General features: G+C 70.2%; 20 protein-coding genes. 7 read left to right on the top strand and 13 right to left on the bottom strand.

Annotation, left to right across the window (positions count from 1 at the left end; all coding sequences use genetic code 11):
* From tal to pgl, 4 genes are read left to right on the top strand one after another with little or no spacing between them, the layout of a single operon-like run.
* Entirely contained in the window at window positions 1–1,119 is a 1,119-nt protein-coding gene (tal, locus tag ACZ7L5_RS09035) for a transaldolase (RefSeq protein WP_471515559.1), read from the top strand.
* Complete coding sequence (gene zwf, locus ACZ7L5_RS09030; RefSeq protein ID WP_391403921.1) at window positions 1,007–2,662, top strand: glucose-6-phosphate dehydrogenase; 1,656 nt, start codon at window positions 1,007–1,009, stop codon at window positions 2,660–2,662. The genes tal and zwf overlap by 113 nt, the downstream gene beginning before the upstream one ends.
* The gene (gene opcA / locus ACZ7L5_RS09025) at window positions 2,659–3,882 is read left to right on the top strand and encodes a glucose-6-phosphate dehydrogenase assembly protein OpcA (RefSeq protein ID WP_467483110.1); all 1,224 of its coding nucleotides are present in this window, start codon (window positions 2,659–2,661) and stop codon (window positions 3,880–3,882) included. The genes zwf and opcA overlap by 4 nt, the downstream gene beginning before the upstream one ends.
* The gene (gene pgl, locus ACZ7L5_RS09020; protein ID WP_328882411.1) at window positions 3,879–4,661 is read left to right on the top strand and encodes a 6-phosphogluconolactonase; all 783 of its coding nucleotides are present in this window, start codon (window positions 3,879–3,881) and stop codon (window positions 4,659–4,661) included. Before opcA ends, pgl begins: the two co-directional genes overlap by 4 nt.
* Window positions 4,662–4,726: 65 nt before the next feature.
* On the opposite strand, the gene ACZ7L5_RS09015 is transcribed toward pgl, so the two are convergent.
* The 5 genes from ACZ7L5_RS09015 to ACZ7L5_RS08995 form a co-directional block, all read right to left on the bottom strand.
* Window positions 4,727–5,566 (bottom strand): carbohydrate ABC transporter permease, encoded by an 840-nt coding sequence (locus tag ACZ7L5_RS09015; protein ID WP_363033937.1) that lies wholly within the window; start codon window positions 5,564–5,566, stop codon window positions 4,727–4,729.
* Entirely contained in the window at window positions 5,563–6,927 is a 1,365-nt protein-coding gene (locus ACZ7L5_RS09010; protein WP_471515556.1) for a carbohydrate ABC transporter permease, read from the bottom strand. Before ACZ7L5_RS09010 ends, ACZ7L5_RS09015 begins: the two co-directional genes overlap by 4 nt.
* 38 nt (window positions 6,928–6,965) lie before the next feature.
* Window positions 6,966–8,297, bottom strand: a complete 1,332-nt coding sequence (locus tag ACZ7L5_RS09005) for an ABC transporter substrate-binding protein (RefSeq protein WP_471515555.1) — start codon at window positions 8,295–8,297, stop codon at window positions 6,966–6,968.
* 40 nt (window positions 8,298–8,337) lie between these two features.
* A complete protein-coding gene (locus ACZ7L5_RS09000) occupies window positions 8,338–9,981 on the bottom strand; it encodes a glycoside hydrolase family 13 protein (protein WP_471515553.1) in 1,644 nt (547 codons plus the stop codon).
* 139 nt (window positions 9,982–10,120) lie between these two features.
* Complete coding sequence (locus ACZ7L5_RS08995) at window positions 10,121–11,389, bottom strand: ABC transporter substrate-binding protein (protein WP_471515551.1); 1,269 nt, start codon at window positions 11,387–11,389, stop codon at window positions 10,121–10,123.
* Between the two features lie 125 nt (window positions 11,390–11,514).
* Here ACZ7L5_RS08995 and ACZ7L5_RS08990 point away from each other — a divergent pair, with 125 nt between their 5' ends.
* The 3 genes from ACZ7L5_RS08990 to ACZ7L5_RS08980 all read left to right on the top strand — a co-directional run bounded on the left by ACZ7L5_RS08990 (window position 11,515) and on the right by ACZ7L5_RS08980 (window position 15,245).
* Window positions 11,515–12,030, top strand: coding sequence for a PadR family transcriptional regulator (locus ACZ7L5_RS08990; RefSeq protein WP_363034492.1), 516 nt, complete (start codon window positions 11,515–11,517; stop codon window positions 12,028–12,030).
* A gap of 104 nt (window positions 12,031–12,134) precedes the next feature.
* Window positions 12,135–12,869 (top strand): ABC transporter ATP-binding protein, encoded by a 735-nt coding sequence (locus tag ACZ7L5_RS08985; protein WP_362378715.1) that lies wholly within the window; start codon window positions 12,135–12,137, stop codon window positions 12,867–12,869.
* Between the two features lie 69 nt (window positions 12,870–12,938).
* Entirely contained in the window at window positions 12,939–15,245 is a 2,307-nt protein-coding gene (locus ACZ7L5_RS08980) for an FtsX-like permease family protein (RefSeq protein ID WP_471515549.1), read from the top strand.
* Window positions 15,246–15,277: 32 nt separating this feature from the next.
* On the opposite strand, the gene ACZ7L5_RS08975 is transcribed toward ACZ7L5_RS08980, so the two are convergent.
* The 8 genes from ACZ7L5_RS08975 to gap form a co-directional block, all read right to left on the bottom strand.
* Window positions 15,278–16,297, bottom strand: coding sequence for a hypothetical protein (locus ACZ7L5_RS08975; protein WP_471515547.1), 1,020 nt, complete (start codon window positions 16,295–16,297; stop codon window positions 15,278–15,280).
* 109 nt (window positions 16,298–16,406) lie between these two features.
* The gene (gene pgi, locus ACZ7L5_RS08970) at window positions 16,407–18,062 is read right to left on the bottom strand and encodes a glucose-6-phosphate isomerase (RefSeq protein ID WP_471515545.1); all 1,656 of its coding nucleotides are present in this window, start codon (window positions 18,060–18,062) and stop codon (window positions 16,407–16,409) included.
* A 52-nt stretch (window positions 18,063–18,114) separates the two neighbouring features.
* Window positions 18,115–19,383: an MFS transporter gene (locus ACZ7L5_RS08965; RefSeq protein ID WP_471515543.1), complete on the bottom strand. Its 1,269-nt coding sequence runs from the start codon at window positions 19,381–19,383 to the stop codon at window positions 18,115–18,117.
* Between the two features lie 145 nt (window positions 19,384–19,528).
* The gene (locus ACZ7L5_RS08960) at window positions 19,529–19,864 is read right to left on the bottom strand and encodes an RNA polymerase-binding protein RbpA (protein ID WP_003957010.1); all 336 of its coding nucleotides are present in this window, start codon (window positions 19,862–19,864) and stop codon (window positions 19,529–19,531) included.
* Window positions 19,865–20,065: 201 nt separating this feature from the next.
* Window positions 20,066–20,296 carry a preprotein translocase subunit SecG gene (gene secG, locus ACZ7L5_RS08955; protein ID WP_328430621.1) on the bottom strand — a complete coding sequence of 77 codons (231 nt, stop codon included), beginning with the start codon at window positions 20,294–20,296 and terminating at the stop codon, window positions 20,066–20,068.
* Between the two features lie 102 nt (window positions 20,297–20,398).
* Window positions 20,399–21,175: a triose-phosphate isomerase gene (tpiA, locus tag ACZ7L5_RS08950; protein WP_471515541.1), complete on the bottom strand. Its 777-nt coding sequence runs from the start codon at window positions 21,173–21,175 to the stop codon at window positions 20,399–20,401.
* A gap of 6 nt (window positions 21,176–21,181) precedes the next feature.
* Window positions 21,182–22,393: a phosphoglycerate kinase gene (locus ACZ7L5_RS08945; RefSeq protein ID WP_471515539.1), complete on the bottom strand. Its 1,212-nt coding sequence runs from the start codon at window positions 22,391–22,393 to the stop codon at window positions 21,182–21,184.
* Window positions 22,394–22,549: 156 nt separating this feature from the next.
* Entirely contained in the window at window positions 22,550–23,557 is a 1,008-nt protein-coding gene (gap, locus tag ACZ7L5_RS08940; RefSeq protein WP_328882398.1) for a type I glyceraldehyde-3-phosphate dehydrogenase, read from the bottom strand.
* Window positions 23,558–23,572: the final 15 nt, after the last annotated feature.

Below are 23,572 nucleotides of genomic sequence, written 5' to 3'. Positions count from 1 at the left end.
ATGACAGACGCACTCAAGCGCCTCTCCGAGGAAGGCGTCGCGATCTGGCTGGACGACCTGTCGCGCCAGCGCATCACGTCCGGCAACCTCGCCGAGCTGATCGACCAGCAGCACGTCGTGGGTGTCACGACCAACCCGACGATCTTCCAGAAGGCGATCAGCGGCGGCGACGGTTACGAGCAGCAGCTCACCGACCTCGCCGCCCGCAAGGTCACCGTCGAAGAAGCCGTACGCATGATCACCACGGCGGACGTCCGCGACGCCGCCGACATCATGCGCCCGGTCTTCGACGCCACCGACGGCCAGGACGGCCGGGTCTCCATCGAGGTCGACCCGCGCCTGGCCCACCACACCCGCGCGACCGTCGCCGAGGCCAAGCAGCTGGCCTGGCTGGTCGACCGGCCCAACACGCTCATCAAGATCCCGGCCACCAAGGCGGGCCTCCCGGCGATCACCGAGGTCATCGGCCTCGGCATCAGCGTCAACGTCACGCTGATCTTCTCCCTGGAGCGCTACCGCGAGGTCATGGACGCCTACCTCGCCGGTCTGGAGAAGGCCAAGGCCAAGGGCCTGGACCTGTCCAAGATCCGGTCGGTGGCGTCGTTCTTCGTGTCCCGCGTGGACACCGAGATCGACAAGCGGATCGACGCGCTCGGCACCGACGAGGCCAAGGCCGCGCGCGGCAAGGCCGGTGTGGCCAACGCGCGCCTCGCCTACGAGGCGTACGAGGAGGTCTTCTCCTCCGACCGCTGGAGCGCGCTGGAGAACGCGGGCGCCAACAAGCAGCGTCCGCTGTGGGCCTCCACCGGCGTGAAGGACAAGGCCTACAAGGCCACCCTGTACGTCGACGACCTGGTCGCGCCGAACACGGTCAACACCATGCCGGAGGCCACCCTGCAGGCGACCGAGGAGACCGGCTCGATCACCGGCAACACCATCGCAGGCACCTACCAGCAGGCCCGCGCCGACCTGGACGCGGTCGAGCGGCTCGGCATCTCGTACGACGATGTCGTCCAGCTGCTGGAGGACGAGGGCGTCGAGAAGTTCGAGGCGTCCTGGAACGACCTGCTCAAGTCGACCGAGGCAGAGCTCGAGCGCCTCGCCCCCTCGGAGGGCTGATCCCTTGCCACCCTTCACCGTCACTGAAGCGAACCCGCTTCGTGACGCCGCCGACCGACGGCTCCCGCGTATCGCGGGGCCGTCGGGCCTGGTGATCTTCGGCGTTACGGGCGATTTGTCACGTAAGAAGCTGATGCCGGCCGTTTACGACCTCGCCAACCGGGGTCTGCTGCCGCCGGGTTTCTCGCTGGTGGGCTTCGCCCGCCGCGAGTGGGCCAACGAGGACTTCGCGCAGGAGGTCCACGACGCCGTCAAGGAACACGCCCGCACCCCCTTCCGTGAAGAGGTCTGGCAGCAGCTCATCCAGGGCATGCGCTTCGTGCAGGGCACCTTCGACGACGACGCCGCCTTCGAGCGGCTGCGCGGCACCATCGAGGAGCTGGACAAGGCCCAGGGCACGGGCGGCAACTTCGCCTTCTACCTCTCGGTGCCGCCGCGCTCCTTCCCGGTGGTCATCCAGCAGCTGAAGAAGCACGGCCTCGCCGACCAGACGAGCAGCTCCTGGCGCCGCGCGGTCATCGAGAAGCCCTTCGGACACGACCTGAAGTCGGCCGAGGAGCTCAACAAGGTCGTCCACGAGGTCTTCGCCCCGGACCAGGTCTTCCGCATCGACCACTACCTGGGCAAGGAGACCGTCCAGAACATCCTGGCGCTGCGGTTCGCCAACACGATGTTCGAGCCGATCTGGAACCGGTCCTTCGTGGACCACGTGCAGATCACCATGGCCGAGGACATCGGCATCGGCGGTCGTGCCGGCTACTACGACGGCATCGGCGCCGCCCGTGACGTCATCCAGAACCACCTGCTCCAGCTCCTGGCGCTGACCGCGATGGAGGAGCCCGCCTCCTTCGACGCGGACGCGCTGGCGGCCGAGAAGACCAAGGTCCTGGGTGCCGTACGGCTGCCGAAGGACCTGGGCCGCGACACGGTCTTCGGGCAGTACGCGGCCGGCTGGCAGGGCGGCGAGAAGGCGGTCGGGTACCTCCAGGAGGAGGGCATCGACGCCAAGTCGAAGACCGACACGTACGCCGCGATCAAGGTGGGGATCGACAACCGCCGCTGGGCGGGCGTCCCCTTCTACCTGCGCACCGGCAAGCGTCTGGGCCGCCGCGTCACCGAGATCGCGGTCGTCTTCCAGCGCGCGCCGCACTCCCCCTTCGACACGACGGCCACCGAGGAGCTCGGCCAGAACGCGATCGTGATCCGCGTCCAGCCGGACGAGGGCGTCACGGTCCGCTTCGGCTCGAAGGTGCCGGGCACGTCGATGGAGATCCGCGACGTGTCGATGGACTTCGCTTACGGCGAGTCCTTCACGGAGTCGAGCCCGGAGGCGTACGAGCGTCTGATCCTGGACGTCCTCCTGGGCGACTCGAACCTCTTCCCGCGTACCGAGGAGGTCGAGCTGTCCTGGAAGATCCTCGACCCGATCGAGGAGTACTGGGACACGAACGGCAAGCCGGCCCAGTACCCCTCCGGTACCTGGGGCCCCGTCGAGGCTGACGAAATGCTCGAGCGAGACGGACGGAGCTGGCGGCGGCCATGAAGATAGACCTCACGGACACCACGGCCAGCAAGATCAACAAGGCGCTGGTGCAGGGCCGCCGGGCCATCGGCACGCCGGCCGTCGGCATGGTGCTCACGCTGGTCATCGTGACGGACGAGGAGAACGCCTACGACGCCTTGAGGGCCGCCAACGACGCCTCGCGCGAGCACCCCTCGCGCACGCTCGTGGTCATCAAGCGCGTCTCGCGCTCGCCCCGCGACCGTACGCAGTCCCGGCTGGACGCCGAGGTGCGGCTGGGCGCGGAAGCGGGCACCGGCGAGACGGTCGTCCTGCGTCTGTACGGCGAGGTGTCCGACCACGCCCAGTCGGTCGTCCTGCCGCTCCTCCTGCCGGACGCCCCGGTGGTGGTCTGGTGGCCGGTCAACGCGCCGCTCGACCCGGCGAAGGACCCGCTGGGCGCGCTGGCCCAGCGCCGGGTGACCGACACGTACGCCTCGGAGCAGCCGGTACGGGAGCTGTCGGCCCGCGCCGACGCCTACACACCCGGCGACACCGACCTGTCCTGGACCCGGATCACGCCGTGGCGCTCGATGCTGGCGGCGGCTCTGGACCAGGTGGTCTGCGAAGTGCAGGCCGTCGAGGTGGAGGGCGAGGAGTTCAACCCGAGCTGTGAGCTGCTGGCGATGTGGCTCGCGGACCGGCTGGACGTCCCCGTCAAGCGGTCGCTGTCGTCGGGCCCCGGCCTGACGGCGGTCCGTATGGACACCGACTGCGGCCCGATAGCGCTCGACCGGGCGGACGGCTCCCTGGCGACCCTCTCCATCCAGGGCCAGCCGGACCGTGCGGTGGCTCTGAAGCGGCGGGAGACGGCCGAGCTGATCGCGGAGGAGCTGCGGCGACTCGACCCGGACGACACGTACGCCTCGGCGCTGCGGTTCGGGGTGGAGCGGCTGAACGCCGGGCCGGCTCAGGCGGTCCGGGGCGTCGAGGCCGCGATCGCCAAGGCGGCGCAGGCCGTCGCTCTGGCCGAGGCCGCCGTGGCCAGGGCCGAGGAGTCGCCGGCCAAGCAGTCGCAGGCCGGAGAGTCGCAGACCGAGCAGGCCGAGCAGGCCGGGGAGTCGCGGGCCGGGGAGGGATCGCCGGCCAAAGGAGAACAGGCCGGACGAGCCGCTCTCCCGGCTCCCGTCGAAACCGCTGCGAAAGCACCCGCGAAAGAAGCGACGGCACCGGAACCGGTGAAGAAGGCGGCGGCGAAGTGAGTACTCCGCAGCTGGTCGTGCACCACGACAAGGAGCTGATGGCGCAGGCCGCGGCGGCCCGCCTGATCACGAAGATCGTGGACGCGCAGGCCTCCCGGGGCTCGGCGTCCGTGGTCCTCACGGGTGGCCGCAACGGCAACGGCCTGCTGGCCGCGCTCGCGGCGGCCCCCGCCCGGGACGCCGTCGACTGGGCTCGGCTGGACCTCTGGTGGGGCGACGAGCGCTTCCTGCCCGAGGGCGATCCGGAGCGCAACGTCACGCAGGCGCGTGCAGCCCTGCTGGACGCGGTGCCGCTGGATCCGAAGCGGGTGCACGCGATGCCCGCCTCGGACGGCCCGTTCGGCACGGACGTGGAGGCGGCCGCTGCCGCGTACGCGGAGGAACTGGCGAGGGCTGCGGGCCCGGAGAACCACGGCGCGGTTCCCACGTTCGACGTCCTGATGCTGGGCGTGGGGCCGGACACGCACGTGGCCTCCCTGTTCCCGGAACTCCCCGCGGTACGGGAGACGGACCGCACGGTCGTCGGCGTGCACGGCGCCCCCAAGCCCCCACCGACCCGCGTCACCCTCACGCTGCCCGCGATCCGGGCGGCACGTGAGGTGTGGCTGCTGGCGGCGGGCGAGGACAAGGCGCAGGCGGCGGCGATCGCGCTGTCGGGCGCGGGTGAGATCCAGGCACCGGCGGCGGGGGCGTACGGCCGTGCCAGGACGCTGTGGCTGCTGGACACGGCGGCGGCTTCGCAGCTGCCGCGGTCGCTGTATCCACCGGCGTCCGCGTGAACGCACTTCGGGCCCTCGCTTCCCGGTGAAGCGAGGGCCCGAAGTACATGCACGACTTGCCCGGGCTACTTCACCGACCCGGCCATCACGCCCTGTACGAAGTGCCGCTGGAATGCGAAGAACACCACGACCGGCACCACCAGCGACAAGAACGCCCCCGGCGCCAGCACGTCGATGTTGCTGCCGAACTGCCGGATCTGGGACTGCAGTTCAACCGTGAGCGGCTGCGACGCGCTGTCCGCGAAGAGCAGCGCCACCAGCATGTCGTTCCACACCCACAGGAACTGGAAGATGGCGAGCGAGGCGATCGCCGGCCGCCCCACCGGGAGTATCAGCCGCGTGAAGATCCGCCACTCGCTGCCCCCGTCCATCCGGGCGGCCTCCAGCATCTCCTTCGGCAGCTCGGCGAAGTAGTTCCGCAGCAGGAACACCGCGAACGGCAGCCCGTACGCCACGTGGAACAGGACGACACCGGGAATCGTGCCGAACAGCCCCAGCTGGCCGAAGAGTTTGGCGACCGGAAGGAGGCCGATCTGCACGGGCACCACGAGCAGCGCCACGACGACCAGGAAGATCGCCTCGCGTCCGGGGAAGTCCAGCCACGCGAAGGCGTACCCGGCGAGTGCCGCGAGGACGACCACCAGCAGGGTCGCCGGCACCGAGATCAGCACGGTGTTCCAGAAGGCCTGGGTGATCCCGGCGTTGCCCAGCAGTGCCGAGTAGTTGTCGAAGGACAGCTGGCCGGGACTGGTGAACACGGTCCACCAGCCGCCCTTCGCCGTGTCCTCGGCGGACCGCATCGACGACATGAACAGCCCCGCCAGCGGCGTCAGCCATACCAGCCCGATCACCACGAGAAACGCCTGGACCAGCCCGTTGCCCAGTCCGCGCCTGACCGCGTTCATCGCTGACTCCCTCGGAAACGGCGGACGTTGAAGACCATGGCGGGGATGACGAGCAGCAGGAGCAGCACGCCGAGCGCGCTGCCGAGGCCCTGGTTGTTGCCGCCGCCGAACGACACCAGCCACATCTGCGTCGCGAGTACGGTCGCGTCCTCCTGCACCGGGCCGGGCGCGATGATGTAGACGAGGTCGAAGACCTTCAGCACGTTGATGACGAGGGTGATGAACACGACCGTCAGCACCGGCGCCAGCAGCGGCACCGTGATCCGCCGGAAGATCTGCCACTCGTTCGCGCCGTCCATCCGCGCCGCCTCCAGCGCGTCCCGGGGCAGGGCCGCCAGACCCGCGCCGATCAGGACCATCGCGAACCCGGTCCAGATCCACAGGTATGCCCCGATGATCGCCGGCGTGACGAGCGTGGGCCCGAGCCAGGAGACGCCCTCGTAGGGCGCGGCGAAGTTCGAGGCCGGCAGCTTCACCGTGTACGAGCCGTCGTCCAGCCCCTCGAAGCGGAAGGAGCCGTCGGCCGCCGTGGTCGTCGAGGCGACCGCCGTCCCGTCACGCACCGCCTCGACCGTCATCTCCGGCAGCCCGCTCTCCCGCTGGTCGACCTTGCCCTGCTCCCCTCCCCCACCGGGCGTGAAGTCGAGGTACACGACACCGCTGAGCTCACCGGGGCCCGCCTTCCGCCCCGCGGCCGCGTTCGCGGGCCGCGTGTCCTCGGGAAGGTCCGCCGGCAGCACACCGACGAGGCCCAGTGTCACGGCGTCCCCGGGAGACGCGGTCGCGCTCGTGCCGTACGAGCCGTCCGCGCCCTTCGCCAGGCCCTGCCCGTCGCGTGCCCTGGCCGTCGGATACGTCGACGTGCCCTGGAAGGCGTCGTGCACGGAGACGACGGCGGCGTTCAGCACGCCCTTGTCCGGGTCCTCGTCGTAGGCGAGCCGGAAGATGATGCCGGCGGCGAGGAAGGACACGGCCATCGGCATGAACAGCAGCAGCTTGAAGGCGGTCGCCCAGCGGACCTTCTCCACCAGCACGGCCAGGATCAGACCGAGGCCCGTCAGCAGCGTCGGGGCCACGACGACCCAGATGGTCGTGTTGCGGATCGCGTTGAGTGTCGCCGGGTCCCGGAACATCTCGGAGTAGTTCTCGCCGCCCACGAACCGGGTGCCGGAGGCGTCGAAGAAGCTGCGGCCGATGGAGAACAGCACGGGGTAGACGACGAGTGCGCCCAGCAGGAGCAGGGCGGGGAAGACGAAGAGGAGGGCGATGATCCGCCCGCGCCGCCGTGAGCGTCGGGCGCGCGCCTTGCCGTCGCCCTGAGCGGGCGACGGGCTTGCCTCTTTCACGAGGGTGGCGGTCATGTCCGGTCAGCTTTCATACGTGTGGCGGTCATGGATGATCAGCCCTGGCCCTCGTACGCCTTGGCCGCCGCGGCCTCCAGCTTCGCCGCGGTGCCCTTCGGGTCCGACGGGTCGCGCAGGAAGTCCTGCAGGAGCTTCCACTCGCCGGCGCCCTTGGTGCCGCCGAAGGCCGCCGGGGCCTGGTCGGACATGTCGAAGCGGACCGAATCGCCCGCGGAGACGAGGGACTTGGCGGTCGCGCGGGTGACGTCGTCGCCGTACGAGGCGAGGTCGACGTTCTTGTTCGGGGACAGGAAGCCGCCCGCCTCCGCCCACACCGCAGCGGCCTCCGGGGTCGCGAGGTACTCCAGCAGTGCCATGCCGGCCTTCTGGTTCTTGCCGTCCTTCAGGACGACGGCCGCGTCACCGCCGCTGACCACCGGCGCCTTGCCTGCGCCGACCGCCGGGAACGGGAAGAAGTTCGCGTCCTCGCCGATCGACTTGCCGAACTGGTCCTTGGCGACGCCCGCGACGAAGTCGCCCTCGTAGACCATGCCCGCCTCGGGCTTCGGCCCGAACACCTTCTCCACCGAGCCCGGGAAGTCGGTGTTCAGGGCCCCCTTCTGACCGCCCGCGATCAGTTGCTTGTCCTTGAACAGCTTGCCGAGGGTGGTGAGCGCGTCGACCACGGACGCGTCGGTCCACTTCAGCTCGTGCGAGGCGAGGGCGTCGTACTTCTCGGGTCCGGCCTGGGAGAGGTAGACGTTCTCGAACCAGTCGGTGAGGGTCCAGCCGTCCTCGCCGGCGACCGAGAACGCGGCGAGGCCGGAGTCGGAGACGGTCTGCCCGGCCTTCAGCATGTCGTCGTAGCTCTTCGGCGGCTCGACGCCGGCCTGGGCGAGGGCGTCGGGGCTGTACCAGACGGTCGACTTGTGGGCGGCCTTGAAGTAGAGGCCGTAGAGGGTGTCCTCGACGCTGCCGTAGTTCTTCCACACGGGCGCGAAGTTGGCGTCCACGGACTTCTGCGCGGTCTTGGACAGCGGCTCCAGCCAGCCCTTCTTCGCGAACTGCTGGAGCACGCCGACCTGCGGGACCATCACGACGTCGAAGGCGTCGCCGCCCTCGATCTTGCCGCCGACGGTGGTGGAGACGTTGTCCCCGGTGGACACGAACTCGGTCTTGGCGCCGGTCTTCTCGGTGAACGCGTCCAGCACCTTCTGGAAGTTCTTCTGCTCGGTGCCGGTCCAGACCCCGGCCACGGTGATCGTCTGGCCGCTGAGTGCCTTGTCACCGCCGCCCGCGGCGACCGGTCCGCCACCACAGGCGGTCGCGCCGAGCGCGAGGACGAGAGCGGTGCATCCGGTGAGCAGGGTCGTACGTCGTCGCATCATCGTTGATGTCCCTTCGAAGGATGGGGAGTTGACGGAAAAATCAGGAGGCGCGGAACTCGGTCCCGTCGCTCATCCACCAGGCCGCGGTGGAGCCGGGCAGGACCCCGGCCGGGCAGGGGCCGCTCGACAGCAGCGGGGTGCCGGAGACCGGTGCCGGGGTGGGGGCGGTACCGAAGTTGACGGCGCAGACGAGGCCGTCGCCGCGGACGAAGGCCAGGACACCGGGCGGGCTGTCCAGCCAGCTCAGCGTGCCCTCGCCCAACTGGGGCAGCGCCTCGCGCAGTTGGAGGCCGTCGCGGTACAGGTGCCAGAAGGAGCGGGTATCGGCGAGGGCGCGGTCGGTGGCGTACTCGGCGAAGTACTCGGGCTGCGGCAGCCAGGGCTTGGCGCTCTCCGCGCCGGAGGTGAAGCCGAACGGGGACGCCTGTCCCGACCAGGGCAGCGGTACCCGGCAGCCGTCACGGATGCGGGCCCGGCTGCCGGTGCGGTGGAAGATCGGGTCGGTGAGCACGTCGTCGGGCAGGTCGACGACCTCGGGCAGGCCCAGCTCCTCGCCCTGGTAGATGTACGCGGCACCGGGCAGCGCCAGCATCAGCAGCGCGGCGGCGCGGGCGCGGGCGGCGCCGAGACCGCTGCCCTCGGTGGCGGGTTCGCCGTAGCGGGTGACGGTACGGACCTGGTCGTGGTTGTTGAGGACCCAGGTGACCGTCGAGCCCGTGCCGGCTATGTCCTGCATGGCCTCGGAGATGACCTTGCGGAACGCGCCGGCCTCCCAGGGGGCACTGAGCAGGTCGAAGAAGAAGGCCTGGTGGAGCTCGTCGGAGCGGACGTACTGGGCGTGCTCACGTGCGGTCGGCACGGACACCTCGCCGACGAGGAGGCGCTCCCGGCCGTCGCGGGCGGTGTACTCCTCGCATATGGAACGCCACTGGCGCCACACGTCGTGCACCTCGGGCTGGTTCCAGGCGAGTGGGTTGACCGAATCGCGGGTGCGGGCGTCGGCCTCAGGGTCGTCGGAGTCGGGCAGCTCCGGGTGCTTGTAGAGGCCGGCGGCGACATCGATACGGAAGCCGTCGACACCCCGGTCCAGCCAGAAACGCAGGACCCTGTCGAACTCGGCGCCGACCTCCGGGTTGCGCCAGTTCCAGTCGGGCTGCTCGGGCGTGAACATGTGCAGGTACCACTGGCCGGACTGCCCGTCCGCCTCGGTCACCCGGCTCCACGCCGGGCCGCCGAACATCGCGTGCCAGTTGTTGGGCGGCTCGGAGCCGTCGGCGCCACGGCCGTCGGCGAAGTGGAAGCGGGCACGGGCCGCGCTGCCGGGCTCGGCGGACAGGGCCTCCTCGAACCACAGGTGCTCGCTGGAGCAGTGGTTCGGAACGATGTCGAGCAGCACCTTGACTCCGAGCCGCCGGGCGGCCGCGACCAGCTGGTCGAACTCGGTGAGGTCGCCGAAGAGCGGGTCGACGTCGCAGTAGTCGGCCACGTCGTACCCGTGGTCGTGCTGCGGCGAGGGATAGAAGGGGCTCAGCCAGATCCCGTCGACCCCGAGCTTCTTCAGATACGGCAGCCCGGCCCGGACCCCGGCGAGATCGCCGACACCGTCGCCGGTGCTGTCCAGGAAGCTACGGACGTAGACCTGGTAGATCACCGCGTCACGCCACCAGTGGTACTTACTCAGCATGCATGCATGTTAAGTATCCGTTTCAGGAGGGTGTCAATGAACTGGACGCAAGCTACCGAGCAGTTGACCTAGCAAAATAGGGCATACCACGACAGGATGCGGAGGGATGAGATGCTGCCGTTACTTAACAGGTAACTACTCAGCGTGCGATGGCGTCGAGCTCGCGCGCCAGCCGCCGCACAGCGGCCTCGGGCGTCTCGCGCCCGGTCATCGCGTCGCGCACGACCGCCTGCACCACCAGGCTCACCTGGTCGTAGCGCGGGCTCTTGGGGCGCGGCGCGGCCGTCAGCACGCTCTCGCGCAGGGTCGGCAGATACGGGAACTCCCGCACCAGTCCGGGATCCTCGTACAGGTCGGCCCGCACCGGCGGCAGGGCGCCGCGCGTGAGGACCTGGCGCTGGACGCGCTCGCTGGTCAGGTACGCGATCAGGCGGGCGGCCGAGTCGGGATGCCGGGCGTGGGAGCTGACGGCCAGGTTGGAGCCGCCCAGCACACTCGTCCCCGGCCCGTCCGGACCCGGCAGCGGCACGGCACCGATCCGCCCGGAGACCGGCGACCCCTGGGCCGCCGCGCCGACATAGGCGTACGGCCAGTTGCGGAGGAACAGCAGACGTCCGTCCTGGAAGGCCTGCTTGGACTCCTCCTCCTTGTAGGTGAGCGCCCGCTCGGGGATCCAGCCCTCGCGGACGCCCCGGGCGAGGAAGTCGATGCCGTCGCGGGCCGCCATCGAGTTCACGGTGACGCGCTCGCCCTCGTCGCCGAGGATCGAGCCACCCGCCGAGTAGACGGCCTCGGCGGCGTTGACCGTGAGCCCTTCGTAGGGCAGGAACTGCCCCGCGTAGCCGTCCAACCCGTACTTGGGCGCGATGGTCTTCGCGGCCCGTTCGAGTTCGGCCCAGGTGCGCGGCGGGTCGACGCCCTCCTTGGCGAGGATGTCCTTGCGGTAGAGGAGCAGGCCGGCGTTGGTGACGTACGGGACCGCGTACAGCTGTCCGTCGTAGGTTGCCGTGTCCACGACCGGCGGCAGGAAGCTCCCCAGCGGGAAGCGGTCGCGCGCCAGGGGGCGGATCCAGCCCTGCGCCGCGAACTCCGAGGTCCAGCTGACGTCGATGTTGAGGACGTCGAAGCGGCTGCGGTCGCCGCCGCGCAGGTCGGTGGTCATCTGCGCGTGGGTCTCGTCGGCGGAGTCGGGCAGCTCGACGAGGGTGACCTTCTCGTCGGGGTGGGTGCGGTTCCAGCCCTCCAGGACGGAACCGAGATAGCCGGTGAGGTCGCCGGCGGTGGCGAGGGTCATGGGTCCCCTGCCTCCCGCGGGACCCTCGTCGGCGCGGGCGCCGGAGGCAACGTAGCCGGTCAGGATCACAACGAGGACGAGAAGGCCCCTACCGGCGGCGTGGATCCACCGCATAGGTTCCTCCTTGCACACCGGCCCCAGGCACCTTCGCCCGGAGTCAGAGGCCATGTATACCTGTTAGGTATGCGCGATACTAGGCCTCGCGGCACATTACCCATGATGCGAGGAGGAGAGCACGAGTGCGGCTGCCCCTCCTGGCCCTGCTGGCGCGCGGCCCGGCGCACGGCTATGAGCTGAAGCAGGACCTTGAGCAACTGCTGGGCTCCGCGTACCCTCAGCCGAACGTCGGCCAGATCTATGTGACCCTCTCCCGTCTCGAGAAATCGGGGCTGATAGAGGGCGAGGACGTCGAGCAGTCGAGCCGGCCCAACAAGAAGGTCTACCACCTCACCGACGCCGGGCGTGAGGCGCTGCGCGCCTGGTTCGAGGAGCCCGAGGACGAGCCACGGGTGCGGGACGAGTTCTTCATGAAGCTGGCCGTCGCCCCGCAGACGGGGCTCGCCAGCCAGATCGCCCTTATCAACCAACAGCGGCGCCAGTACTTGAACACCATGCGTCAACTGTCGAAACTGGCCGCCGCCGAAGACCGGGACAACCGCATCGCCCATCTGCTGATCGAGGGCGCGATGCTGCATCTGCAGGCCGACCTCGACTGGCTTGAGCGGTGCCAGGAAGAGCTGGAGGAGCTGGAGTGAGCGACGATTCCGCTCCTGCGCCGGGCGCCGGCGGTCGTGGGGCGCGAGCCGGTGGCTCCGCGCCGCAGGCCGAGAGCGCCGCGCGGCGCGCTGAGAGCCGACCGGTGCTGCGGGCCGAGGGCCTGGTCAAGACGCATCAGGGCGGCGAGGGCGCTCCGGCGCATGCCGTGCGGGGTGTCGATCTTTCCGTCCGGCAAGGCGAGTTCGTGGCCGTCACCGGTCCGTCCGGTGCCGGTAAGTCGACCTTGCTGCATCTGCTGGGCGGGCTGCAGCGCCCGGACAGCGGGAGCATCTGGCTGGACGGCGAGTGCGCGGACCGGTGGAGCGAGGCCCGCTGGGCGGTGGAGCGCAGGAAGCGGATCGGCATCGTCTTCCAGTTCTTCAACCTGGTCTCCGACCTGTCCGTCGCCGACAACGTGGAGCTGCCCGCGCTGCTGGCCGGCGTCGCGCCGAAGCGGGCGCGCACCGAGCGGGCGGAGCTGCTGGGCGAGCTCGGTCTCGCGGGCAAGGAGCGGAGTCTGCCGGGCGAGCTGTCCGGCGGCGAGCAGCAGCGGGTCGCGCTGGCCCGCGCCCTGGTCAACCGGCCGCCTCTGCTCCTGGCCGACGAACCGGCCGGCAGCCTGGACAGCAAGGGCACCCGCGAGGTGATGCGGCTGCTGTCCCGCTTCCACCAGCGCGGCCAGGCGATCGTGCTGGTCACGCATGACGCCCGGCTGGCCAGCGCCGCGGACCGCGTGATCAGCTTCTTCGACGGCCGTATAGCCGACGACGCCGAACTGGACGGCGGTCCGCCGCCACGCCGGGCCGGGACGTCGGGTGTGCTGGAGCTCAGGGACTGAGATGCGGCTCTACGACGACCCCCGCCCCCTGCGCGGGCCCGCCGGTCCCGAGCGGCGAGGCTGACGCCCATGCGAGCCACCCTGCGCTGGGCGCACTCCGATCTGCGGACGCATCGCGGCGAGGCGCTGTTCCTGGTGCTGGCCACGGCCGGGATCGTCGTGTCGTTGCTGCTGGCCACGGCCCTGTTCGGCTACGCCACCAACCCCTGGCAGCGTGTCTTCACCCAGGCGCACGGCGCGCATGTGTGGCTGCACACCGGTCCATCGGCCGACACCGGGAAGCTGACCGGACTCGACGGCGTCGAGTCCGTCGCGGGCCCCTACCCGACCGCCTCCACCACCCTGTCCTCCCAGGGCACCCGTGCCACCGTCGAACTGCGCGGCACCCCCGAGCGCCCCACCGTCGGCCGCCCGCTCCTCACCTCCGGCCACTGGCTGGACCCCGCGAAGCCGGACGGTGTCGTCCTGGAGACCCGCCTCGCCCGCGCCCTTCTCGCCGCCCCCGGCGACACCCTCACCCTGCCCGGCACCGGCACCGGCACCGAAACCGGCACTCCCCGGACCCTGACCGTCCTCGGCGTCGCCGACAGCGCCGAACCGCGCTACCGGCCGGGCGAGCAGCCGGGCCTCGTCTGGGCGCCGCCGTCCGCCGTGCCCGACCCGGGCGGCCAGGTGATCGGGCTGCGTCTGACGGACCCCGACGACACGGACTACGCCGTCCAGCGCGCCGTGACCGTACTGGGCGCCGGCGCGGTCAGCGAGGTCTCCACCTGGAAGCAGGGCCGCGCCGAGGCGCAGGGCGACAACCGGTTGCTGGGGCAGGTGCTGGGCCTGTTCGGACTGGGCGCGCTGATCGCCGCCGGGCTCGCGGTGCACGGGGCGATCGGCACCCGCATCCGCGGACATCTGCGGGACATCTCCGTGCTGAAGGCGATCGGCTTCACGCCGGGCCAGGTGGTCCGCGTCTTCCTGCTTCAACATCTCGCCTACGCGTTGCTGGGTGCCGTCGCCGCCGCGACCCTGATCCAGGCCCTGGGCAGCCACATCCCGGGGCGGCTCGGGGACGCGGTCGGGGTGTGGCAGGGGCTGCCCGCGCACACCGTGGCGCTGTTCACGGTTCCCGTCGCGGCGGTGCTGCTCATCGGCGCGACCACCGGGCTCGCGGCGTGGCGGGCGGGCCGCGTGCCTCCGGTGCCGGTGCCACGGCCCGCGGCGCCGCTCGGCGGGCGGCTCTCGGGGGTGGCCCGGCAGGCCCTCGGGCTACGGCTGCCGCCCGCGCTGGTGCTGGGCTGGCACCGGGCGTTCACACGTCGCCTGCGGTCACTGGCGACGGTCGCCCGGCTCGCGCTGCCGCTGCTGCTGATCGTGGTGGCGATGAGCGCGTGGACCACGATCGAACGCTTCGACAGCAGCCCCGAGCAGATCGGCCTGCCTACGGCCCTGACCGTGCACGCCGAGTCCGGCCCGGCCGACCGGGACACCCGCACGCTGCTCGAACGCGACCCGCAGGTCACCGCCGCCTACCCCGGCGTCGAGGTGGCCGCCCTGGTCCCGGGCCAGACGGCGACGATCGCCCTGCGCGGCCTCGGCACCCGCGCGGACCCCTACCCGTACACCCTGGCCGAGGGCCGCCCCGCGCAGGGCCGCGACGAGGCGGTGGCCGGGCAGGGGCTGCTGGATCTACTGGACGTGCGGGTCGGCGACTGGGTGCGGATGACCGTCGGCGACCAGCCGCAGATCCTGCACATCGTGGGCCGCAGCGTCGAGCCGGAGAACGCCGGCCGGGTCATCTCCACCTCCCTCGACACCCTCCGCGAGAACGACCCCGCCCTCGGCCCCACCCTCTACGAGCTACGGCTCCGCCCGGGCGCGGACCCCGGTGAAGTCGCCGACCGGCTGGCCACCACCGGGCACGGACGCCTCGACGTACACGCCGTCCCGAACCCCGCCGACGGCCTCTCGGCCCTGCGCGGAGTCGTCGTCGGCCTGATCGCCGTGCTGGCCCTCATCGGGCTCATCGAACTGCTCACCGCGATCGGCGGCGCCGTCCGCGAGAGCGAGCGCGACCTGCTGGCCCTCAAGGCCATCGGCCTGTCCCCGCGCCAGATCACCGCGATCACCGTCACCTCCACGGCCCTCACCGCCCTGGCCGCGGTCGTCGTCGGCACGGCACTGGGTACGCCCCTCGCGCACTGGCTGATCGACGCCCAGGGCAGATCGAGCGGCATCGGCGCCGGGATCGCCCAGGGCCCGTCCATCGCTCTCCTGCTGCTGTTCGGCACGGCGGCAGTCGCAGGAGCGGCCGCACTGGCCGCCGTCCCGGCCTCCCGCGCGGCCCGCCGCCGACTCGCCGACACCCTGAGCGCGGTCGCCTGACCGACGACCGGGCCGCTGCACATTCGGCGAGGTCAGCTGCCGTAGGGGCCGGGACCGTATGGCTGCTGCGGGTTGTACGGAGGCGGCTGGTTGTACGGAGGCGGTGGGTTGTACGGAGGCGGTGGGTTCTGCGGCGGCCGCGAACCGTACGGGTGCCGCGTGCCCGGGCCGTACGGATTCCCCTGCTGGGGCCGGCCGTAGGGGTTCCCGTGCGGCGCGGACGGATTCCCCTGCGGCGGTACGAAGCCGTTCGGGACGTACGACGGGGGCGGCGGGGTCGGCGTCGGAGTCGGCGTCGGGATCGGCGGCAGGGTGGCCGGGTGGGCCGCCAGCCGGATGCCGTACCGGTTCTTGAGCCGGCCCATCTCCAGCAGGGCGATGCCCGTGACCGTCACGGGGGCGCCCAGGATGAAGACGAAGCCCAGGGCGAGGCCGAGGCCGTGCAGGTCACCGGTCACGAGATCGGGAATCGCCATCAGCCAGGTCGTCACCGTCGCGAGCAACGGCGGCAGACTGCGGTGCACGACAGCGGTGCCGAAGAAGTTGCCCGAGATCCGGTAGGCGCCGGCGATCACGAAGAAGCCCGTCCACAGCCCCACGAGGCTGCACAGCATGTTCCCGAGGACCCCGAGGCCGCCCCCCAAGCGGAAGATCAACACCGTCCCGAACGCCGAGCCGATGAACAGCAACAGCAACTTCAGCGACCTGACGAGCGGTTCCCGCAGCTGCCCCACCGTCCCGGCGCCGGAACGCCGCCACAGGCAGAGCATCACGCCGACCGTGAGCGGCGTGATGAACAGCAGGACCGCGCAGGCGGTCGCTGCGTTGTCCATCATCTCGTCGAAGGCGAACCCGCCCTCGACGAAGGTGTAGACACCGAAAGCCGCAACCGCCCCCACGAGCACCCGCGCCTTCTTGAGCGCGTCCACCGACGGATCCAGTGAGTCCGGGATCCAGGTCGGATGGAACAGCGCCCGCGCCACCTGATGAGGCTTCAGGAACGACTGGGCGGTCAGCGCGCCGCCGGTCCAACTCCCTTGCGGATTAGCCAATTCACACTCCCCCGAGTGATCGTGCTCATGATCAACGAGGGAGTCTACGGGAAGCGGACGGCCACGCGCCGCCCGCCTTCCGCATCCGCGGTTCCGGCCGGATCCCCGGTCACTGCCGCCCGCGCAGCTCCCGGTACTTGGCGACGAGGGCCTGCGTCGACGCGTCCAGCCCCGGCACCTCGGCGCCGTCGGTCAGCGCGGGCTCGACTCGCTTGGCGAGGACCTTGCCGAGCTCGACGCCCCACTGGTCGAAGGAGTCGATGTTCCACACCGCGCCCTGCACGAACACCTTGTGCTCGTACAGCGCAATCAGCTGCCCGAGCACCGACGGGGTCAGCTCGCGCGCGAGGATCGTGGTCGTCGGGTGGTTGCCCTTGAACGTCTTGTGGGTCACCAACTCCTCCGGCACCCCCTCGGCCCGCACCTCTTCCGGCGTCTTGCCGAACGCCAGCGCCTGCGTCTGCGCGAAGAAGTTCGCCATCAACAGGTCGTGCTGTGCCTTGAGTCCCTCGCTCATCTCGGCGACGGGCTCGGCGAAGCCGATGAAGTCCGCCGGGATCAGCTTGGTGCCCTGGTGGATCAGCTGGTAGTACGCGTGCTGCCCGTTGGTGCCCGGGGTGCCCCACACGACCGGCCCGGTCTGCCAGTCGACCTCCCGCCCGTCCCGGCCCACGTACTTGCCGTTGGATTCCATGTCCAGCTGCTGCAGATACGCCGTGAACTTCGACAGGTAGTGGCTGTACGGCAGCACCGCGTGCGACTGGGCGTCGTGGAAGTTGCCGTACCAGATGCCCAACAGGCCCAGCAGCAGGGGCACGTTGGACTCCGCGGGCGCGGTGCGGAAGTGCTCGTCGACGGTGTGGAAGCCGTCGAGCATCTCCCGGAACCGGTCCGGGCCGATGGCGATCATCAGGGACAGGCCGATCGCCGAGTCGTAGGAGTAGCGCCCGCCGACCCAGTCCCAGAACTCGAACATGTTGGCCGTGTCGATGCCGAAGTCCGCCACCTTCTCGGCATTCGTCGACAGGGCGACGAAGTGCTTGGCGACGGCTTCCGGACCCGCCTTCAGCTCGCCCAGCAGCCAGTTGCGCGCCGAGGTCGCGTTGCTGATCGTCTCGATCGTCGTGAACGTCTTGGAGGCGATGACGAACAGCGTCTCTGCCGCGTCCAGGTCGCGGGTGGCCTCGTGCAGGTCGGCGCCGTCGACGTTCGACACGAACCGGACGGTCAGGCCGCGGTCGGTGAAGCTGCGCAGCACCTCGTACGCCATCGCCGGGCCGAGGTCGGAGCCGCCGATGCCGACGTTGACGACGTTCCTGATGCGCCTGCCGGTGTGCCCGGTCCAGACGCCGGAGCGGACCCGCTCGGCGAAGTCGGCCATCTTGTCGAGGACGGCGTGCACCGCCGGGACGACGTTCTCCCCGTCGACCTCGATCACCGCGTCCCGGGGTGCGCGCAGCGCGGTGTGCAGCACGGCGCGGTCCTCGGTGGTGTTGATCTTCTCGCCGCGGAACATGGCGTCCCGCAGCCCGAACACGTCCGTCGCGGCGGCCAGCTCGCGCAGCAGCCGCAGCGTCTCGTCGGTGACCAGGTGCTTGGAGTAGTCGACGTGCAGGTCACCGACCTGCAGCGTGTACCCCGCACCACGGTCCGGGGCGGCGGCGAACAGCTCCCGCAGCCGCACTTCGCCGAGTTCCTCCCGGTGCTTGGCCAACGAGGTCCACTCGGGCGTCTGGTTGAGCCTGGTACGGCCGTCTGCGTTCATGTCCGACTTCAGCCTTCTTTCGTGCCTGTCCCAGCTGTTCCAACCTAATTGATCAGCGCGCGGCGTGAGCCGTCGTGGCGTCGTCGTCCGGCGCAACAACAGGTACGTCCGGCTTGCGCACAGGTATCAGCGAGGCGACGGCCAGTACGAAGAAGGCGGCCGTGAGCAGGGGCGGGGTGTTGAGGCCCCAGGCGGTGGCGACGGCGCCGCCCAGCAGGGCGCCGAGCGGCACCCCGGCGAAGGCCAGGGTCCGGAACGCCGAGGCCACCCGGCCCAGTAGAGCCGCGGGACTGCGCTGTTGCATGAGGGTCGTCGTGTTGACGTTCCACACCATGCCCATGAGCCCGAAGACGGCCAGGGCGGCCACCAGCACGGCCAGGCTGCGCACGGTGCCCATGACGACGAGGGCCGCGATCTGCACCGCACCGGCGAGCAGCACGGCCCGGATCCCGCCCAGGCGCTTCACGATCCGGCCGTTCAGCACTCCCCCGGTCAGGCCGCCGACGGTGAAGGCGGCGCCCGCCACCGCATACCCCTCGGGGCCGGCGTCCAGCCACCCGGTCACCAGGAGGACGAGGGTGGCGAGCTGGGCGCCCATGCCGATGTTGCACAGTGCGGTGGCCGCGCACAGTCCTCGCAGGGTCCGGTCGCGCCACAGGGTGCGCAGTCCCTCCGCGATCTCCCGGCGCAGGGTGCTGCCCGCCGGCGCCGGCCCCCGCCCGGGCGCGTCGATCCGCAGTGAGGCCACCAGCACGGCCGCCACCAGGTAGGTGCCGGCGTCGGCCGCGAAGGGCACGGCCGCTCCCACCGCCAGCAGCACCGGCACGACCGGCCCGCCCATCAGTCCGCCGGCGATGCGCTGCCCGGTCATGAGGCGGGCGTTCGCACTGCCCAGCGCGTCACGGTCCACCAGGGCGGGGAGCAGGGCCGTGGCGGCGTTGTCGAACAGTGTCTGGAGCGCGGTCAGCGTGAAGGCCAGTGCGATGAGCAGGCCGATCGAGGCGTGACCGAACGCCACGGCCACCGCGAAAGCGCCGACCAGGAGGCCTCGTAACGCATCCACCGTCCACATCGCGCGCCGCTGGTCCACCCGGTCGGCGACCGCGCCGCCGAGCAGCCCGAAGATGATCCACGGCAGATAGCCACAGGCGGTGACCGCGGCGATCAGCAGCGGCCGGTCGGTGAGGGTCACGGCAAGGAGCGGCAGGGCAGCCGTACGCAGGGAGTCGCCGAAGCTGGAGAGCACGGCGGCGCTCCACAGCCGCCCGAAGCCTCCGCCCCGCACGGGCGCACCCACGCCCACCGTCTCAGCCGTCGCCACGACTCCCCCTCCCGGTCCACCGATGCAGAAGATCGATGCACAAACCGTAGAGGGCACCACTGACGCTCGGTCCGCGAGCGGCTCGGCGCCGGTGCGTCGTACAGATCCGGCCGGGCACCCGTGGGTGTCCGGCCGGTCTCAATCTCTAGATCTCGCCCCGCAGTTTGGCGAGCGCCTCGGCGAGGATCGCCTCGCCGTCCGCGTCACTGCGCCGTTCCCGTACATACGCCAGGTGCGTCTTGTAGGGCTCGGTGCGCGGCGGGTCCGGCGGGTTGTCCCGGTCCTGTCCGGCGGGAAAGCCGCAGCGCGGGCAGTCCCAGGTGTCGGGAACCTGCGCGTCGCTGGCGAAGCTGGGCTGCGTCTCATGCCCGTTGGAGCACCAGAAGGAGATGCGCAGCCGGGGCGCGGACTCGCCCCGCTCGGCCTCGCCCATCGGCCCCGCCCCGACCCGGCTTCCTCGGATCGCGTTGCCACTTGCCACGGTCGTAACTCCCTGCGTGATGGTGCCGCGAAGCGAGTCGGCGTTTCGCTTCGCTGCGAGCGCCTCAGTCTACGTAAGGCCCAACGCGCGTCCAGTGATTGGAGTTACATAGCCCTCACACCTAGACGCAAGCCCCATGATAGGCCGCGCTCAGCTGCGCGTACCGAACATGGGGCCTTACGTGCGGATTGTGCGTGCCGGTCAGTTGTTCACCTTCATCAGGACACCGAGCACGACAATGCACGCGAACCACAGCAAACCGACCACAACGGTGATCCGGTCGAGGTTGCGCTCGGCGACCGAGGAGCCACCGACGGACGACTGCATGCCGCCACCGAACATGTCGGAGAGGCCGCCGCCCTTGCCCTTGTGCATCAGCACCAGCAGCATCAGCAGCCCGCTGAAGACGATCAGGGCGATCGAGAACCCCATAACCACGGCTGGACCAACTTCCTCGGATCTGGATGGACGACAGGGGCACAGCCACTGAGCTGTGCCCCCGCAAGGGTACGACGGATCCCGCTTACCAGGAACTCACTGGTCGCGGAACCGCACGATCTTGACGAACTCGTCGGAGTCCAGCGAGGCACCGCCGACGAGGGCGCCGTCGATGTCGGCCTGGGCCATGATCTCCGCGACGTTGCCCGACTTCACGGAGCCGCCGTACTGGATGCGGACCTGGTCGGCCAGCTCCTGCGAGTACAGCTCGGCGATCTTGCCGCGGATGGCGGCGCAGACCTCCTGGGCGTCCTCGGCACCGCAGACCTTGCCGGTGCCGATGGCCCAGACGGGCTCATAGGCGATCACGATCGTCTCGGCCTGCTCGGCCGGGAGGTCCTTCAGACCGCCCTCGACCTGGGCGAGGGTGTGGGTGACGTGGTTGCCCGCCTCGCGGACGTCCAGTTCCTCGCCGACGCACAGGATCGGGGTCAGGCCGTGCTTGTAGGCCGCCTTGACCTTGGCGTTGACGATCTCGTCCGTCTCGGCGTGGTACTGGCGGCGCTCGGAGTGGCCGATCGCCACGTACGTGCACTTCAGCTTGGCCAGCATCGGGCCGGAGATCTCGCCGGTGTAGGCGCCGGAGTCCTGGGCCGAGATGTCCTGGGCGCCGTACTTGATCTTCAGCTTGTCGCCGTCGACCAGGGTCTGCACGGAGCGCAGGTCGGTGAAGGGCGGCAGGACGGCGACCTCGACGGCCTCGTAGTCCTTGTCGGCCAGGGCGAAGGCGAGCTTCTGGACGTGCGCGATGGCCTCGAGGTGGTTGAGGTTCATCTTCCAGTTGCCCGCCATCAGCGGCGTGCGCGTGCTCATAAAGGGTCAGTCCTCCAGTGCGGCGAGGCCGGGGAGCGTCTTGCCCTCGAGGTATTCGAGGGAGGCGCCGCCACCGGTCGAGATGTGGCCGAATGCAGTCTCGTCGAAGCCGAGGGTGCGGACGGCCGCGGCGGAGTCGCCACCGCCGACCACGGTGAAGCCCTTGGAGTCGACGAGGGCCTGGGCGACCGCCTTGGTGCCCTCGGCGTAGTCGGGGTGCTCGAAGACGCCCATGGGGCCGTTCCAGAAGACGGTGGCGGCGTCGGCGAGCTTCGAGGCGTACAGCTTGCGGGTCTCCGGACCGATGTCCAGGCCCTCCTGGTCGGCCGGGATGGCGTCCGCGGCGACGGTCGTGGGGTTGGCCGGGGCCTTGGTCTTCAGGTCCGGGAACTCGGTGGAGACCAGGACGTCTACCGGCAGGACGATTTCGACGCCGTTCTTCTCGGCGCGCTCCATGTACTCGGTGACGACCGGGATCTGGTCCGCCTGGAGGAGGGAGATGCCGACCTCGTAGCCCTTGGCCTTGAGGAAGGTGTACGCCATGCCGCCGCCGATGAGCAGCCGGTCGGCCTTGGCGAGCAGCTGGTCGATGACGGCGAGCTTGTCGGACACCTTGGCGCCGCCGAGCGCGACGACGTACGGCCGCTTGACGTCATCGGTGAGCTTCTTCAGGACGGCGACCTCGTTCGCGATGAGGTAGCCGGCGTAGTGCGGCAGCTTGGCCGGGAGGTCGTACACCGAAGCGTGCTTGCGGTGCACCGCGCCGAAGCCGTCACCGACGTAGACATCGGCGAGGGCGGCGAGCCGGTCGGCGAAGGCGGCGCGCTCGGCGTCGTCCTTGCTGGTCTCACCGGCGTTGAAGCGGAGGTTCTCGACGACCGCGACCGAGCCGTCGGTGAGGCCGGCGACCACGGCCTGGGCGGACTCGCCGACCGTGTCGGTCGCGAACGCGACGTCCGCGCCGAGCAGTTCCCCGAGGCGCGAGGCGGCGGGGGCCAGGGAGAACGCGGGGTCCGGGGCACCCTTGGGGCGGCCCAGGTGCGAGGCGACGACCACGCGGGCGCCCGCCTCGGCCAGCGCCTTGACGGTGGGCAGGACGGCGCGGATACGGCCGTCGTCGGTGATCGTGGTGCCGTCCAGCGGCACGTTCAGGTCGGCGCGGACGAAGACCCGCTTACCGGCGACGCCTTCGGAGAGAAGTTCGTCGATCGTCTTCATGAAGGGGACTCCTGAGAAGGGCTCGTGATCGCTCGTAAGTGCTCGGAAGCACTCGTGATCCAACAGGACTGATCTGCACGTGAGTCAGGGCTCGGACGGCGCGTCCCTGCGCCGCCCGAGCCCTGCTCTCACATCAATGCGCGCCTGCTCTGGATATCAGAGCTGGTTGCCGACGAAGACCGTGAGGTCCACGAGGCGGTTGGAGTAGCCCCACTCGTTGTCGTACCAGCCCAGGATCTTCACCGAGGTGCCCTCCTGGACCATGGTCAGGGAGGAGTCGAAGGTGCAGGACGACGGGTCGCTGACGATGTCCGAGGAGACGATCTCGTCCTCGGTGTAGGTCAGGTAGCCCTGCAGCTCACCCTCGGCCGCCTTCTTGAAGGCCGCGTTGACCTCGTCCTTGGTGACCTCGCGCGACAGCTCCACGACCAGGTCGGTGGCCGAGCCGGTCGGGACCGGAACGCGCATCGCGATGCCGTCCAGCTTGCCCTTGAGCTGCGGCAGGACCAGCGCGGTGGCCTTGGCGGCACCGGTCGTGGTCGGGATGATGTTCTCCGCGGCGGCACGGGCGCGGCGCAGGTCCTTGTGCGGGAAGTCCAGGATGCGCTGGTCGTTCGTGTACGCGTGCACGGTCGTCATCAGACCCTTGACGATGCCGAAGTTCTCGTCGAGGACCTTGGCCATCGGCGCCACACAGTTGGTGGTGCAGGAGGCGTTGGAGATGACGTGGTGGTTCGCCGGGTCGTACTTGTTCTCGTTGACGCCCATCACGATGGTGATGTCCTCGTCCTTGGCCGGAGCCGAGATGAGGACCTTCTTGGCGCCGCCGGCGAGGTGCTTGGCGGCGTCGTCCTTCTTGGTGAAGATGCCCGTCGACTCGATGACGATGTCGACGCCCAGCTCACCCCAGGGGATGTCGGCCGGGTTGCGCTCGGACAGCACCTTGATGGTGTGACCGTCGACGGTGATCGTGTCGGCGGTGTGGGTGACCTCGTGCTTGAGCCGACCCAGGATGGTGTCGTACTTCAGCAGGTGCGCCGTGGTCGCGGTGTCACCCAGGTCGTTGACAGCCACGATCTCGATGTCAGCACCCTGCTCCAGCAGCGCGCGGAAGTAGTTGCGACCGATACGACCGAAGCCGTTGATGCCTACGCGGATCGTCACGAACCGATCTCCTCG

Source organism: Streptomyces sp. NPDC107528, assembly GCF_055639295.1.
Note: the sequence above shows the minus strand (reverse complement) of the source record. Positions and strands in the feature narration are given on the sequence as shown.